This window comes from Leifsonia sp. NPDC058292 (assembly GCF_042880955.1).
In the GTDB taxonomy this organism is placed as follows: domain Bacteria; phylum Actinomycetota; class Actinomycetes; order Actinomycetales; family Microbacteriaceae; genus Leifsonia.
Genome location: NZ_JBHVYL010000009.1, coordinates 22,097 through 36,261 on the forward strand (window position 1 = coordinate 22,097; position 14,165 = coordinate 36,261).

At 67.1% G+C, this 14,165-nt stretch carries 12 protein-coding genes, 3 tRNA genes and 1 pseudogene; 11 read left to right on the forward strand and 5 right to left on the reverse strand.

The window, feature by feature from the left end; all coding sequences use genetic code 11:
- Positions 1 to 2: 2 nt before the first annotated feature.
- The 3 genes from ACFVWR_RS07355 (at position 3) to ACFVWR_RS07365 (ending at position 4,102) form a co-directional block, all read left to right on the forward strand.
- On the forward strand, positions 3 to 737 hold the full coding sequence (locus ACFVWR_RS07355; RefSeq protein WP_387209594.1) for an SDR family NAD(P)-dependent oxidoreductase: 735 nt from the start codon (positions 3 to 5) through the stop codon (positions 735 to 737).
- Positions 738 to 836: 99 nt separating this feature from the next.
- Positions 837 to 1,604, forward strand: coding sequence for an ABC transporter ATP-binding protein (locus tag ACFVWR_RS07360; protein WP_387209596.1), 768 nt, complete (start codon positions 837 to 839; stop codon positions 1,602 to 1,604).
- Entirely contained in the window at positions 1,598 to 4,102 is a 2,505-nt protein-coding gene (locus ACFVWR_RS07365; protein WP_387209598.1) for an ABC transporter permease, read from the forward strand. Before ACFVWR_RS07360 ends, ACFVWR_RS07365 begins: the two co-directional genes overlap by 7 nt.
- 244 nt (positions 4,103 to 4,346) lie before the next feature.
- Here the strand turns inward: ACFVWR_RS07365 and ACFVWR_RS07370 are convergent.
- The 4 genes and pseudogenes from ACFVWR_RS07370 to ACFVWR_RS07385 all read right to left on the reverse strand — a co-directional run.
- Positions 4,347 to 4,628, reverse strand: a pseudogene (locus ACFVWR_RS07370) (cation transporter); the annotation flags it as partial.
- A 24-nt stretch (positions 4,629 to 4,652) separates the two neighbouring features.
- Positions 4,653 to 4,725, reverse strand: a tRNA-Phe gene (locus ACFVWR_RS07375).
- Between the two features lie 59 nt (positions 4,726 to 4,784).
- A tRNA-Asp gene (locus ACFVWR_RS07380) sits at positions 4,785 to 4,861 on the reverse strand.
- Between the two features lie 35 nt (positions 4,862 to 4,896).
- A tRNA-Glu gene (locus ACFVWR_RS07385) sits at positions 4,897 to 4,969 on the reverse strand.
- A 373-nt stretch (positions 4,970 to 5,342) separates the two neighbouring features.
- Here ACFVWR_RS07385 and ACFVWR_RS07390 point away from each other — a divergent pair.
- Both ACFVWR_RS07390 and ACFVWR_RS07395 read left to right on the forward strand, forming a co-directional pair.
- Positions 5,343 to 6,641 (forward strand): peptidoglycan DD-metalloendopeptidase family protein, encoded by a 1,299-nt coding sequence (locus ACFVWR_RS07390; RefSeq protein WP_387209600.1) that lies wholly within the window; start codon positions 5,343 to 5,345, stop codon positions 6,639 to 6,641.
- A complete protein-coding gene (locus tag ACFVWR_RS07395) occupies positions 6,634 to 7,950 on the forward strand; it encodes an NlpC/P60 family protein (protein ID WP_387209602.1) in 1,317 nt (438 codons plus the stop codon). The genes ACFVWR_RS07390 and ACFVWR_RS07395 overlap by 8 nt, the downstream gene beginning before the upstream one ends.
- A gap of 95 nt (positions 7,951 to 8,045) precedes the next feature.
- Here ACFVWR_RS07395 and ppa read toward each other — a convergent pair whose 3' ends face one another.
- Positions 8,046 to 8,543, reverse strand: a complete 498-nt coding sequence (gene ppa, locus ACFVWR_RS07400) for an inorganic diphosphatase (RefSeq protein ID WP_387209604.1) — start codon at positions 8,541 to 8,543, stop codon at positions 8,046 to 8,048.
- Positions 8,544 to 8,589: 46 nt separating this feature from the next.
- On the opposite strand from ppa, the gene tilS reads away from it, so the two are divergent.
- The 6 genes from tilS to folB all read left to right on the forward strand — a co-directional run bounded on the left by tilS (position 8,590) and on the right by folB (position 14,136).
- The gene (tilS, locus tag ACFVWR_RS07405) at positions 8,590 to 9,711 is read left to right on the forward strand and encodes a tRNA lysidine(34) synthetase TilS (RefSeq protein ID WP_387209606.1); all 1,122 of its coding nucleotides are present in this window, start codon (positions 8,590 to 8,592) and stop codon (positions 9,709 to 9,711) included.
- A gap of 16 nt (positions 9,712 to 9,727) precedes the next feature.
- Entirely contained in the window at positions 9,728 to 10,279 is a 552-nt protein-coding gene (gene hpt, locus ACFVWR_RS07410) for a hypoxanthine phosphoribosyltransferase (protein ID WP_387209608.1), read from the forward strand.
- Positions 10,280 to 10,361: 82 nt separating this feature from the next.
- Complete coding sequence (gene ftsH / locus ACFVWR_RS07415) at positions 10,362 to 12,368, forward strand: ATP-dependent zinc metalloprotease FtsH (RefSeq protein ID WP_387209610.1); 2,007 nt, start codon at positions 10,362 to 10,364, stop codon at positions 12,366 to 12,368.
- Positions 12,369 to 12,381: 13 nt separating this feature from the next.
- Positions 12,382 to 12,957, forward strand: coding sequence for a GTP cyclohydrolase I FolE (gene folE, locus ACFVWR_RS07420; RefSeq protein WP_387209612.1), 576 nt, complete (start codon positions 12,382 to 12,384; stop codon positions 12,955 to 12,957).
- 8 nt (positions 12,958 to 12,965) lie between these two features.
- The gene (folP, locus tag ACFVWR_RS07425; protein WP_387209614.1) at positions 12,966 to 13,757 is read left to right on the forward strand and encodes a dihydropteroate synthase; all 792 of its coding nucleotides are present in this window, start codon (positions 12,966 to 12,968) and stop codon (positions 13,755 to 13,757) included.
- A complete protein-coding gene (gene folB, locus ACFVWR_RS07430; RefSeq protein WP_387209616.1) occupies positions 13,750 to 14,136 on the forward strand; it encodes a dihydroneopterin aldolase in 387 nt (128 codons plus the stop codon). Before folP ends, folB begins: the two co-directional genes overlap by 8 nt.
- The last annotated feature ends 29 nt before the right edge of the window (positions 14,137 to 14,165 follow it).

Here is a 14,165-nt window from a genome sequence, read left to right on the forward strand (position 1 = left end):
CCATGGGAAAGCTCGATGGCAAGGTAGCAGTGATCACAGGCGCGACAAGTGGCATGGCGTTAGCCGGTGCCAAGTTGTTCGTCGAAGAAGGAGCTCACGTCTTCATCACCGGTCGGCGGAAGGACGCGGTGGATGAAGCCGTCAAGCTGATCGGCCGAAACGTCACCGGTGTGCAGGCTGATTCGGCCGACCTCGCTGATCTTGACAGGCTGTTCGAGACGGTCAAGCAGGAGAAGGGCTCGGTCGACGTGCTGTGGACGAGCGCCGGAGGGGGCGACCAGGGCAGACTCGGCGAGATCACCGAGGAGCAGTTCGATACGGCGTTCGCGCTGAACGCGCGCGGCACGCTGTTCACCGTCCAGAAGGCGCTGCCGCTTTTCAACGACGGCGGCTCGATCCTCATGACCGGGTCGAACGCTTCGCTGCGGGGCTACCCCGACTGGAGTGTGTACGCAGCGAGCAAGGCGGTGCTGCCCGCCTACGCACGGGTATGGGTGGCGGAGCTCCGGGACAGGAGGATTCGAGTGAACGTGCTGACCCCCGGCCAGGTGGCGACGCCGATGATGGGCGACGCGCTGAGTGCCGAGATGAAGGTGGCGTTCGAATCAGTGATCCCCCGTCGAGAGATGGGCCACCCTGACGAGATCGCGTCCGTCGCGTTGTTCCTTGCCTCGGACGACTCCAGTTACGTCAACGGAATGGAGCTGGTCGCCGACGGCGGAACCACAGTGATTTGAGAGCGCTGCGTGAGGGCCGCCGTCGTCGACAGGTCGACCACGGCGGCCCATTGATACAACCCACGTACCACTGATCCAGCACAAGAAGGAGCACGCGTCATGCCCACGATCGGAACAATTGACAACGCATCGACGGCCATGGGCCAAGCCGTACGGCTCGAGGCGGTCGTCAAGAAATACGGCACCGGCCCATCGGCCGTGACCGCGTTGCGCGGCGTCGATCTCAGCCTGGCGCGGGGGTCGTTCACCGCCATCATGGGACCATCCGGTTCGGGCAAGAGCACCTTCCTGCACACGGCCGCGGGTCTGGATACTCCGACGAGCGGGTCTGTCTGGATCGGCGACACCGATATCTCCCGGATGCGGGCCAACAAGCTCGCGAAGTTCCGGCGTGAGCATGTGGGGTTCGTGTTCCAGGCGTACAACCTGCTTCCCGCACTGACAGTGGAGCAGAACATCACGCTGCCGTTGCTTCTGGCGGACAAGCGCGTGGATAAGGGCTGGCTCGACCGCCTCACCCGCTCGGTCGGCCTCGATGAGCTTCGACAGCGACGCCCGGCGGAGCTCTCCGGTGGTCAACAGCAGCGGGTCGCCATCGCGCGCGCCCTGATCACGCGTCCGGATGCCGTGTTCGCCGATGAGCCGACCGGTGCGCTCGATTCGCGAACCGGCCGACAGGTGCTCGAGCTGCTCGCGCAGATGACACGCGAACTGGCCCAGACCATCATCATGGTGACCCACGACCCGGCGGTCGCATCACGCGCCGACCGCGTCATCTTTCTCGCCGACGGCGCGTTCGCCGGCTCGTTGGAAGGCGCGACGACGCAGCAGATCGTCGATCGCATGACCGAATCGGGGAAATGGTGAACACGCTCACCCGGGCGGGAATCCGCGAGAACACGGGCACGTTCATGGGCGTGTTCGTGGCCGTGCTCACCGCAACCATGTTGGCGACCGGGCTCGGCGTTCTGATCGAATCCGGTTCACGCGGCGGGGTCGACCCCGAACGCTACACCGCCGCCGACGTGATCGTGGGGGGTGCACAATCGTTCGAGACCCCGGAAAAGGCGCGGTACCCTCTCCCCGAGCGCGTGCCGCTTCCCGCCGACGCTCTCAGCGCGATTCGGGCTCTTCCGGATGCCGAGCGTGTCGTGGTGGACCTGACAGTTCCGCTCTCATGGGACGGATCGCTGATCGAGGCTCACAGCTGGAGTTCTGCGGCGTTCACCCCGTATGAGATCAGGGACGGGCGTGCTCCCCATGCAGCGGATGAGGTCGCCATCGACAGCAACCTCGCAGCACGCACGGAACTCGGCGCGAGCATCACGCTCGCCCACGGCGGCATCGACCGCGATTATCGCGTCGTCGGGATTGCTGCTGCCGCTTCAGAGGACCAACCGGGTCGTGCCGAGCATGTCTTCCTGACGGATTCTGCGGCATCCGCTCTGGCGCCGCGCGGCGGCTCGGCCGACGTCATCGGAGTATTCGGACGTGAAGGCGTCTCACCGAGCGATTTGGCGAATGACATTCGCGCGGAAGTGCCCGGCACCGCCACATATACCGGGTACGAGCGCGGGGCCGGCGAGTTCCTGGACGCGGGCGCCGCACGAGCGACACTCGTGGCGATCGGTTCGTCATTCGCCGGCACAGCAATCCTGATCGCCTTGTTCGTGGTCGCAAGCACGCTGTCGCTGTCGATTCAGCGACGAAGGCGGGATTTCGCTCTGATGCGAGCCATCGGATCGACCCCCTTACAGGTTCATGGAATCATCGCCAAGGAGGTGCTCCTCGTCGCAGGCGCCGGTGCACTCGTCGGGGTGATCCCCGGTTTCCTTCTTGCCGTCTTGATGCGGTTCGGCTTCGCGGAGGCGGGGGTGATTCCGCAGGACTTCGCCCTCACGCTCGGCCCGATTCCTGCGCTGGTCGCCGTCGTCGTCATGGTCGCGGCGTCGCAACTCGCCGCCGCGGTCGCGGCACGACGGCCCGCGCGCATCAACCCGATCGAAGCATTGCAGGAGGCGTCGACCACGCCGAGCCGGGTAGGGCGTGGCCGCACGATCACCGGGGTCATCCTCGGAGTCATCGGTCTGCTCGCAAGCGCCATTCCGTTGTTCGTCCCCGGTACGATCGCCGTCGCCGGGCCGGCCGCGGCGGCTTTGTTCCTCGTTGTCGCCGTCGGGCTGCTCGGCCCGCGCCTGGTGCGCGGCGCCATCACGGTGTTCGGTGGACCGCTACGGCATCTGAGATCGCCCTCCGCGTTCCTCGCGTCGGCCAATGCGCGCAGCAACTCGCGTCGACTGGCCGCGGCGATCGTTCCGTTGGCTCTCGGCATCGGCCTGGGCCTCGTGCAGGTGGGTACGCAGTCGATCGTGGCAGCCGAGGCAACCGCACAGTCACGGGCTGGGGTGACGGCCGACCTGGTGGTGACAGGCGGAGCATCCGGACTCTCCGATGACGCCGTCACGGTGATCGCCCAGACGCCGGGCGTCACTGCGGCCAACCCGGTGGCGCTCAGCCAGATGATCTTCAGCTTCGTGCAGCTCGGCGATCCAACGTCCGACCAGTACGCGGTGCAGGGGGTCGATCCGGCAGCAACCGCTGCGACGATGGACTTGGGCGTAGTGGCCGGCAAACTCGAGGATCTGAGCGGCGAGCGGACCATCGCGCTGAGTTCCGATGCGGCACAAGCGGCGGGGGTGGGTGTCGGCGACGAAATCCGTGGACATCTCGGCGACGGAACCGAGGCCACCTCGACAGTCGTCGCCGTCTACACCCGGGGCCTGGGTTTCGGCGATGTGACCATGACCAACCCCGCGTTGCTCGCCCACACCACAAGCGGTCTGAGCAGCTATGTGCTCGTGGGCACGCAGCCTGGGCAGGCCGCGCAGGTGCGGGAGGCGCTGGATGCAGCGGGATTCAGCGTGGCGAATCGCGACGAGCTCCGCGCGGCAGGCGATACCGCGCGTGGTGCGAACTCGCTCGTCAACCTGATCGCGCTGGCGGTCATCCTCGGCTACATCGCCATCGCCGTCGTGAACACCCTGGTGATGGCAACCGGGGAGCGGCGACGGGAGTTCGCATTGATGCAGCTGGTCGGATCGACACGCAGGCAGGTGCGGGCCATGATGCGCACAGAGTCTGTGATGGTCGTAGTGCTCGCCGCAGTGCTCGGAGTCCTTATAGCCGGGCCACCGTTGATCGGGATCAGCTTCGGCATCTCGGGACAGCTGCTGCCGAACGTCTCGCTCGTCGACGCCTTCGCGATCATCGGCTCGTTGAGCATCATCGGCCTCATCTCGCTCGCCGTCGCGACGCGGGCCGCGATGCGGAGCGCGCCGATCGTCGAGATCGGATCTCGCCAGTAGCGTCCGCCCGGGCGCCGGGGAATCAGTGAGGCGATTCCTCGGCGCTGATGTCGGTGACAGTCGCGCCGTAGGCGTTGATCAGGGCGTCCGCGTCGACGAAGGCGACACGACCGCTCGTTCCCGTGCCCACGGCGATACGGCGGCCCACCAATTCGCTCCTCGGCGACGACCGGCCTGCCGATGCGACGAAATCCTGCCCCATCGTCCTCGGCAAACGATACGAGGACGGGGAACTGACCGACCCGGCAGGCCGCCCGGTCGACACGAGCTCCGGTTCAATGCCGTCCATGAGACGGCGGCCGATGCTCTTCGCCGTGCCCCACAGCAGCACGACGATAGCGATCGAAATAGGCAGGCCTACAATCGGGTCGGCGAGCGGGAAGCCGAGCATGGCGCCGAACGCACCCAAGACCACCGTCAGCGACGTGAACCCGTCCATCCGGGCGTGCACACCATCAGCAACGAGCGCAGCCGAGCCGATCTTCTGGCCGACCCGGATTCGGTAGATGCAAGAAACCCCCGCCATGTAGAAGCTAGGCGAGGGTTTCAGTGGCTCCGACCGGCATCGATCCGGTGACCTTTCGATTTTCAGTCGAACGCTCTACCAACTGAGCTACAGAGCCGAAGCCACTTGGTGGCCTCTAGACGGAAGCCCTTCCGATGAGGGAAGGGCTTCGCGCCGTGGCGACCCTGACGGGACTTGAACCCGCGACCTCCGCCGTGACAGGGCGGCACGCTAACCAACTGCGCTACAGGGCCTCATAGTGAAGCTGTTCAATTATATGTTGTGCCAGTGACCCCAACGGGATTCGAACCCGTGCTACCGCCGTGAAAGGGCGGCGTCCTAGGCCACTAAACGATGGGGCCGGACAGCCTGGGACTGCTTTCGCGATCCGCATGACCACCGACGCATAAGCATACGGAATCCCCGGGGCAAATGCCAATCGACCTTGTATCCCGGGTAGGTCGCGGGTTTCGGATACGGGCGGGCGGCATCCTGCTGTCCCGCGAAAGGCCCGCGAATCGCCACGGTTTCGGTGCGCACCCGGGATACATTCGCAAGCGACGGCCGCCCGGGCCGTCCGTGCGCTGCACGCGATTCCGCCGACGACCGCGCCCTCTCCTGCCCACCGACACTGGGCCTGAAAAGGGTTTGTTGCTAAAGTGACACCTGTTGTCTACGGGACCCGTGTGACTCATGTGACTGAAGCCGCGCACGAGCATTCGGGTTCGAGGAACGATGAAACGTAACGAAACGGTCTCCCCCCAGCCCCGTCGAGCGAGCCCGCACGGGCGGGCAGCGGTGCCCGAACGCTCCGCTCGCCGCCGCACGATCCGCTCGGTGCTCGCGGGTGTGACCATCGCGGTGATCGCCGCGGTCGGCGCCGTAGCGGCCCCGGCTTACGCCGACTATCCGAGTTGGCAAGACGTGCAGAACGCCAAGTCGAACGAGGCTGCGGCGGCGGCGCAGGTCACCAACATCAACAACCTCATCTCGCAGCTCAAGGGCGAAGTCGCGGCCACTCAGGCCGAGGCGGTCAAGCGCGGTGAAGAGCTCGAGACCGCTCAGGCCGCCTTCGACGACGCGACGATGCGGGCCAACGAGATTCAGAGGCAGGCCGACGCCAGTCAGGCCAAAGCGGATGCCGCCAGCGAGCAGGCCGGCAAGCTCGCGGCCCAGCTCTACCGCACGGGCGGGCGCAACCTCACCGCCAACCTTTTCCTGAGCGGAAACGGCGCGGGCTCCAGCAGCCCCGACAAGCTCCTCTCCGATCTCGGCAGCATGTCGAAGCTCGTCGAGCAGTCCGACCAGGTCTACACCGACGCCAAGACGGCGCAGAACACCGCCAAGGCGCTCGCCGATCACGCGAAGGTCGCGAAAGCCGAACGCGAGAAGCTCCGCATCGCCGCGGAAGCCGCTCTCCAGGCCGCCGCCGAAGCGGCCAAGGCTGCGCAGGCGAAGCTCGCCGAGCAGCAGAAGCAGATCGTCGTCATGCAGGCTCAACTCGCTGCGCTGCAAGACAAGACCGCCAAGACGGTCTCCGGATACCAGGCAGGTGTCGCCGCTGCGGCAGCCGCTGCCGCCGCGAGCGGTTCGGGCGGGCTCCCGGGCGGCTACGTCGGGCCGCAGGGCTGGGCGGTTCCCGCCGCGGGCCCGATCACCGACGGATTCGGCTCTCGTCCGTCGCCGGGCGGCGTCGGCAGCACGTACCACATGGGGATCGACATCGGCGCGAGCTGCAACGCACCGATCTACGCCGCGTTCGGCGGCAGCGTCGAGTACGCCGGCCCGAACGGAAGCTACGGCAACTTCGTGCTGATCAACAACGGGAACGGCATCCAGACCGGCTACGCCCACATCCGCAACGGCGGAATCATGGTCGGAATCGGACAGAACGTCAGCGCGGGTCAGCCGATCGCGCGCGTGGGAACGACCGGAGCATCCACCGGGTGCCACCTGCACTACGAGGTGCGCATCAACGGCGAGAAGATCGACGGCATCCCCTTCATGAGGGAGAGGCAGGCACCGCTTGGCTGACAACAGACCTGACGACAAGTCGAAGGCGTCGCGCGTGCGGCCTGGCATCGCCATCGGAGCCGGCGTGATGGGGGTCGTCACCGCCTCCATCGGCGTCGTCACGCCTCCCGCCTTCGCCGACGACTACCCGTCGTGGAACGACGTGCAGCAGGCCAAGGCGAATGTGACCAACCAGCAGGCGATGATCGACAACATCACCAAGCTGATCAGCGGGCTGCAGTCAGCAGTCGACGCAGCCCGTGTCGAGTCGGAGAAGGCGGCCGAGAGCTACTTCCAGGCGAAGGATGCGCTCGACGCGGCCACCGCCAAGCAGGCCGACCTCGAAAAGCAGGCGGGGGAGGCCGCGAGCAAGGCGAAGACCTCCCAGATGCGTGCCGGCCTTCTCGCTTCGCACCTGGCCAAGTCCGGCGGCGGCGATGTCTCTGTCGACCTGATGTTGAAGGGCGGCGGCTCCGGTTCAGCCGCCGACAAGCTGCTCTACCAGCTCGGCACGATGAGCAAGCTCACCGCGCAGTCGAAGGATGTGTACGAGCAGGCCACGAAAGACAAGAACACGGCCGAGGCGCTGACCGCTCAGGCCAAGGTCGCGAAGGCGGCCCGCGCCGACCTCGCGACCCAGGCGAGCGACGCGCTCGCGGCCGCGCAGGCCGCGCAGACGAAGGTGCAGTCCGCGCTCGCCGCTCAGCAGCAGAAGTCCACCGAGCTGGTCGCCCAGCTGGCCACACTGAAGAACTCGACGGCCACCACCGAGGCCGCCTACCTCAAGGGTGAGCAGATCAAAGCGAAGGAGCGCGCAACGGCCGAGGCGGCGGCTCGCGCGAAGGCCGAACAGGACGCCAGGAACAACGCCGGCAACAGCGGCAACTCGGGCGGCGGCAACTCGGGCGGCGGCAGCAACGCCGGCGGCGGAAACAGTGCACCACCGCCCCCGAACGGCAACGTCGTCGAGACGGCCATCTCCTACGCCTACGCCCAGCTGGGCAAGCCGTACCGGCTCGGCGGCGAAGGCCCCGGCACGTACGACTGCTCGGGGCTCACGATGAAGGCGTACAGCTACGCGGGCGTCTACATCGGCACCCACTCGGTGAACAACCAGTACTACAACGCGTCAGCCAAGGGTCGCATCCTGCCGTACAGCCAGCGCCAGCGTGGCGACCTCATCTTCTGGGGCAGCAGCCCGGGCGAGCTCTACCACGTGGGTATCTATCTCGGCGGCGGCATGATGATCGCGGCCCCCACCGAGGGCGACGTCGTCAAAGTCCAGTCCGTCTGGGGCTCCCCCTACTACCAGGTCGCCCGCCCCGGCTAACCCCGCGCCCCAAAGCAATCGACTACAGGAAGAACGCTCCCGAATCACTGATTCGGGAGCGTTCTTCCTGTAGTCGATTGCTTTGGCGGGGGTGTCTAGTGGGAGGGGGACTCGGCGGCGAGCTTGGCGAAGCCTGCCTCGACGATGGCCTCGGCCTCGGCGGCGTCGCCCCAGCCATCGATCTTGACCCACTTGCCCGGCTCGAGGTCTTTGTAGCGGGCGAAGAAGTGCTCGATCTCCTTGCGGGTCTGCTCCGGAACATCGTTGATGTCCTGGATGTGCTGCCAGCGCGGGTCCTTGTAAGGCACGACGACCACTTTCGCGTCGCTTCCGGCCTCGTCGCTCATGTTGAGCACGCCGACCGGGCGCACCTTGACCCCGACACCGGGGAAGACCGGGTACTCGAGCAGCACGAGAGCGTCGACCGGGTCTCCGTCGAGGCCGAGCGTGTTCTCGAAGTACCCGTAATCGGTCGGGTAGACGAAGCTGGTGAACAGCACGCGGTCGAGGTAGACGCGACCGGTCTCGTGGTCGACCTCGTACTTGTTGCGGCTCCCCTTGGGGATTTCGACGACGACGTCGTATTCGGCCATGACTGTTTCTCCCTCGTGTTGAAAAGACTTCGAATAACGTTACTGGATGCGCGTTGACGGTTCCCCGGATCTTTCCCAGCCCGAGCCCGAGCCCGAGCCTCACCCCGACCCGGCGGCAGGCAGGCGCCCCCGGCTGACTCCGGCGATCGCGGATGTGCGCCGAGCCGTGAGAGAGGCGCTGGCGGCGGCCGCCGCGCTGCCCGAGCCCGACGCGCACGACGACCACGGGCCCGAGCGTCCGCATCCGCTGACCCCAGGCGCACTGGTCATGGTCGGACTGAGCGGCGGCGCCGACTCGCTGGCACTGGCCGCGGCGACCGCGTTCGAGGCTCCGCGGGCCGGGTTTCGCGCCGGTGCCGTGATCGTCGACCACGGCCTGCAGGCGGGCTCGGCGGATGTTGCGGCCCGGGCCGCAAGGCAAGCGGCGGAGCTCGGACTCGACCCCGTGATCGTCGAGACCGTCACCGTGTCGCGCGGGGAGTCCGGGCCCGAGGCCGACGCGAGGGCCGCCCGGCATGCCGCATTCGACCGGGCGCGGGCGGCGGCGGGGCCCCAGCGCATCCTGCTCGCCCACACCCTCGACGACCAGGCCGAGACGGTGCTGCTGGGTCTGGCGCGCGGCTCGGGACCGACGAGCCTGCAGGGGATGCTGCCCGACACCGGGACCCTGCTGCGACCGCTCCTGGCGATCCGACGGGAGACGACGCGGGCTTTCTGCGACGACAGCGCGCTCGTGGCGTGGGACGACCCGCACAACGACGATCCCGCCTACGCGCGGGTGCGGGTGCGGGCGGCGGTGCTCCCGGCGCTCGAACGCGAGCTCGGCCCGGGCGTCGCCGAAGCTCTCGCCCGAACCGCGGATCAGCTGCGCGAAGACAATGAAGCGCTCGACGGTCTCGCGCTCGACTGGGCGCTCGAACTCGTCAGCCAGACCGACGACGGCCATGTGGCCCTGGATGTGCGGGGGCTGGCCTCCGACCCGCCCGCGCTCCGGCAGCGCATCATCCGTCTGGTCGTCTCCGCCGAGTTCGGTGTGTCGCTCAGCCGCGCGCACACCCTCGCGGTCGCCGACCTGATCACGCACTGGCACGGCCAGAAATCGCTCAGCCTTCCAGGCGTTAGAGTTGTCAGGCAGAACGGACTGCTCATCTTTTCTTCTCAGACTTAAGGACAGCACCGCCCCCATGGAACTCACGGACGTTGAAGACGACCTGACCGAGATTCTCATCACAGACGAGCAGATCCACTCCCGGATAGCAGAGCTCAGCCGCGACATCGAGCGCGACTACGCGGGCAAGGACGTGCTGCTCGTGGGCGTGCTGAAGGGCGCTGTCATGGTGATGGCCGACCTGGCGCGCGAGTTGAAGCTCCCGGTGACCATGGACTGGATGGCGGTCAGCTCTTACGGGTCGGGCACGGCGTCGAGCGGCGTGGTGCGCATCCTCAAAGACCTCGACACCGACCTCAACGGCAAGACCGTTCTGATCGTCGAAGACATCATCGACTCGGGCCTCACCCTCTCGTGGCTGCTCGCCAACCTGCGTTCGCGTGGCCCGGAGTCCATCGAGATCTGCACGCTGCTCCGCAAGCCGGATGCCGCGCGCGTCGACATCGACGTGAAGTACGTCGGTTTCGAGATCCCGAACCAGTTCGTCGTCGGCTACGGACTCGACTACGCCGAGAAGTACCGCAACCTGCGCGGTGTCGGCGTTCTGGCTCCCGCCGTCTACAGCTGAAACAGAGGCGCTCGAGCGCACGTGTCGCCCAAAGCGAACACGCAGCCGCCATACAGTCCCCGCGCGATACCCTTGCTTCACCATGAACGCCAAGAAGATCTTCCGCGGGCCTTTTCTTTACATCGTGCTTGCCATCGTCGCCGTCTGGATCGGCTCGAGTCTGATCACGATGTCGGGATTCAAGGGAGTGTCGACCCAGAAGGGGCTCGAGCTCCTCAAAGACGACAAGGTCGCCAGCGCGAAGATCGTCGACGGTGAGAATCGCGTCGACCTCACCCTGACCCAGGCCGACAAGACGCTCGGCAGTCAGGTGCAGTTCTACTACGTCACCCCGCGTGGCCCCGACATCGTGAAGGCCGTCGACGACGCCAACCTGTCGAAGGGCTTCGACGACGAGGTTCCGCAGCCCAACTGGCTGCTGTCGGCCCTCGGCTTCCTCATTCCCGTTCTGCTGATCGGTGTGTTCTTCTGGATCATGCTCTCCGGGATGCAGGGCGGCGGCAACAAGGTCATGCAGTTCGGCAAGTCCCGGGCGAAGCTCGTCACCAAGGAGAGCCCGAAGGTCACCTTCGACGACGTCGCCGGCTCCGACGAGGCGATCGAGGAACTCGAGGAGATCAAGGACTTCCTCAAAGAGCCGGCCAAGTTCCAGGCGGTCGGCGCCCGCATCCCGAAGGGCGTGCTGCTGTACGGCCCTCCCGGAACAGGCAAGACCCTGCTCGCCCGCGCCGTCGCCGGCGAGGCTGGAGTGCCGTTCTACTCGATCTCCGGGTCGGACTTCGTCGAGATGTTCGTCGGTGTCGGCGCCAGCCGTGTGCGCGACCTGTTCCAGCAGGCCAAGGAGAACTCCCCGGCCATCATCTTCGTCGATGAGATCGACGCCGTCGGTCGTCACCGTGGCGCCGGCCTCGGCGGCGGTCACGACGAGCGCGAGCAGACGCTCAACCAGCTGCTCGTCGAGATGGACGGCTTCGACCCGAAGACCAACGTCATCCTGATCGCGGCCACCAACCGTCCCGACATCCTCGACCCGGCGCTGCTGCGTCCCGGCCGTTTCGACCGTCAGATCGGCGTGGACGCGCCCGACATGGTCGGCCGCAAGAAGATCCTCGAGGTGCACGGCCGCGGCAAGCCGCTCGCGGCATCCGTCGACCTCGAAGTGCTCGCTCGCAAGACGCCCGGGTTCACCGGCGCCGACCTGGCGAACGTGCTCAACGAGGCCGCACTGCTCACCGCGCGCTCCAACGCTCAGCTGATCGACAACCGCGCCCTCGACGAGGCCGTCGACCGCGTGATCGCCGGGCCGCAGAAGCGCACCCGCGTGATGAAAGACCAGGAGAAGCTGATGACGGCGTACCACGAGGGTGGACACGCCCTCGCCGCCGCCGCGATGCGCTACACCGACCCGGTCACCAAGATCACCATTCTCCCGCGAGGGCGGGCCCTCGGCTACACGATGGTCATGCCCCTCGAAGACAAGTACTCGGTCACCCGCAACGAGCTGCTCGACCAGCTGACGTATGCGATGGGCGGCCGCGTCGCCGAGGAGATCGTCTTCCACGACCCCACCACCGGCGCCTCGAACGACATCGAGAAGGCGACATCCATCGCCCGCAAGATGGTCACCGAGTACGGCATGAGCGCCGACATCGGTTCGGTCAAGCTCGGCCAGGCCAACGGCGAGATGTTCCTCGGCCGCGACATGGGTCACCAGCGCGACTACTCGGAGTCCATCGCCGAGCGCGTCGACGGCGAAGTGCGAGCCCTCATCGAGAAGGCGCACGACGAGGCCTGGGAGGTCATCAACCAGAACCGCGCCGTGCTCGACCGCCTGGCTGCGGAGCTGCTCGAACAGGAGACCCTCGATCACAACCAGATCGCCGAGATCTTCAAAGACGTGGTGAAGCTGCCCGAGCGTCCGCAGTGGCTCTCCAGCGACAAGCGCCCGATCTCCGACCAGCCGCCGATCGACTACCCCAAGGCCAAGGCGCCGATCGACGCCGGTGCGGTCGACGGCGGAGTCGACTCCGAGCCGCCGGCGAAGCCGAAGCGCGCCCCCGTTCGCAAGCCGCGTCCGGCAACGGCGTAGAGCCGTCGCGCGCATGACCGGTTTCGATCGTTCGCGCATCGAGGCGGCCGTCGCCGAGATCCTCGCCGCCATCGGCGAGGATCCGACGCGTGCTGGCCTGCAGTCCACGCCCTCCCGCGTTGCCGACGCCTACCAGGAGTTCTTCGCCGGGCTCGGTCAAGATCCGCAGGCCGAGCTGGGCGATCCGATTCCTCTCGAGGGGGCGGATGCGGAGACCGTGCTCATGCGCGACATCCGGTTCCGCTCGGTCTGCGAGCACCACTTGCTGCCGTTCCTCGGTGTCGCGCACGTCGCCTACCTGCCGCACGACCGCATCGTCGGGCTGGGGCGCATCCCTCGCATGATCGAGGCGCTCGCCGCCCGACCGCAATTGCAGGAGCGTCTCGGCGAGCAGATCGCCGAGACGCTGGAGGCCGGGGTCGGGGCGAAGGGTGTGCTCGTCGTACTCGACGCGACCCACGAGTGCGTGACCACGCGCGGCGCCCGGCAGTCCGACAGCTCGACCGTGACCATCGCCTCCCGCGGCGCCCTCGCCGAGCCGGCGGCCCGCGCTGAGCTCATCTCGCTGATCGGGCGTGGCATCGCGTGACGCTCATCATGGGCGTCCTCAATGTGACGCCGGACTCGTTCAGCGACGGCGGGCTCTGGCTCGAGCCGCAAGCGGCCATCGCCCACGCCGTCGATCTCGTCGAGCAGGGCGCCGACATCATCGATGTCGGGGGCGAATCGACGAGGCCTGGAGCAAGCAGTGTCGACCCCGTCGACGAGCAGGCCCGCGTTCTGCCGGTCATTCGAGCGCTGAGCGAGCGCGGCATCACCGTGAGCGTCGACACCATGCACGCGTCGACCGCCCGGGCTGCAGCCGATGTGGGAGCCGCGATCATCAACGACGTCTCCGGCGGCCTCGCCGACCAAGGGATGCCGCAGGCGGTGCTCGACACCGGCCTGCAGTACGTGGTCATGCACTGGCGAGGGCTGCTCGACAGCAAAGATTCCCGCGCGACCTATACCGACACCGTCGCCGAGGTGCGTTCGGAGCTCTCCAGCCGTCTCTCCGACCTCGTCGGCGGCGGCATCGATCCTGCCAAGCTCATCGTCGATCCAGGCCTCGGCTTCTCCAAGAACGCCCGCCACAACTGGCAGGTGCTCGGTCATCTCCACGACATCGAGACGCTCGGCTATCCGGTGCTCATCGGAGCATCCCGCAAACGCTTCCTCGGCGCTCTCCTCCCCGACAACGCCACTGCGGCGGACAGGGATGCGCCCACGGCCGTCATCAGCGCCCTCGCCGCTCAGGCCGGCGCCTGGGCGGTGCGCGTGCACGACGTGGCCTCGACCCGCCTCGCCCTCGATGTCGTGCGGGCATGGCAAGGTGGAACCGATGACTAAGCCAGCTTCGACCAACCGAAACGACTCGATCATCCTCACCGGGCTGCGAGTGCGGGCCAATCACGGCGTCTACGACTTCGAGCGCGAGAACGGGCAAGAGTTCGTGGTCGACGTGACCGCTTGGCTGAACCTCGCGGGCGCCGCTGCCAGCGATGACGTCGAGGCGACGGTGCACTACGGCGAGCTCGCCGAAGAGGTGGCGGCCGCGGTGCGCCGCGACCCCGTCGACCTGATCGAGACGGTCGCCGAGAGAATAGCCGCGGTGGTTCTCGCGCACAGCGCCGTCACGGCCGCCGAGGTCACCGTGCACAAGCCGCAAGCGCCGATCGAGGTGCCGTTCGAGGATGTCGCCGTGCGCATCCTGAGGGAGCGTTCGTGACCGGCGGCGTGCATCCCAAGCCGCAACGG

Coding starts and splice junctions, on each gene's coding strand:
- ACFVWR_RS07355 (WP_387209594.1), top strand. CDS start 3: ATGGGAAAGCTCGATGGCAAGGTAGCAGTGATCACAGGCGCGACAAGT.
- ACFVWR_RS07360 (WP_387209596.1), top strand. CDS start 837: ATGCCCACGATCGGAACAATTGACAACGCATCGACGGCCATGGGCCAA.
- ACFVWR_RS07365 (WP_387209598.1), top strand. CDS start 1,598: ATGGTGAACACGCTCACCCGGGCGGGAATCCGCGAGAACACGGGCACG.
- ACFVWR_RS07390 (WP_387209600.1), top strand. CDS start 5,343: ATGAAACGTAACGAAACGGTCTCCCCCCAGCCCCGTCGAGCGAGCCCG.
- ppa (WP_387209604.1), bottom strand. CDS start 8,543: ATGGCCGAATACGACGTCGTCGTCGAAATCCCCAAGGGGAGCCGCAAC.
- tilS (WP_387209606.1), top strand. CDS start 8,590: ATGCGCGTTGACGGTTCCCCGGATCTTTCCCAGCCCGAGCCCGAGCCC.
- hpt (WP_387209608.1), top strand. CDS start 9,728: ATGGAACTCACGGACGTTGAAGACGACCTGACCGAGATTCTCATCACA.
- ftsH (WP_387209610.1), top strand. CDS start 10,362: ATGAACGCCAAGAAGATCTTCCGCGGGCCTTTTCTTTACATCGTGCTT.
- folE (WP_387209612.1), top strand. CDS start 12,382: ATGACCGGTTTCGATCGTTCGCGCATCGAGGCGGCCGTCGCCGAGATC.
- folP (WP_387209614.1), top strand. CDS start 12,966: ATGGGCGTCCTCAATGTGACGCCGGACTCGTTCAGCGACGGCGGGCTC.
- folB (WP_387209616.1), top strand. CDS start 13,750: ATGACTAAGCCAGCTTCGACCAACCGAAACGACTCGATCATCCTCACC.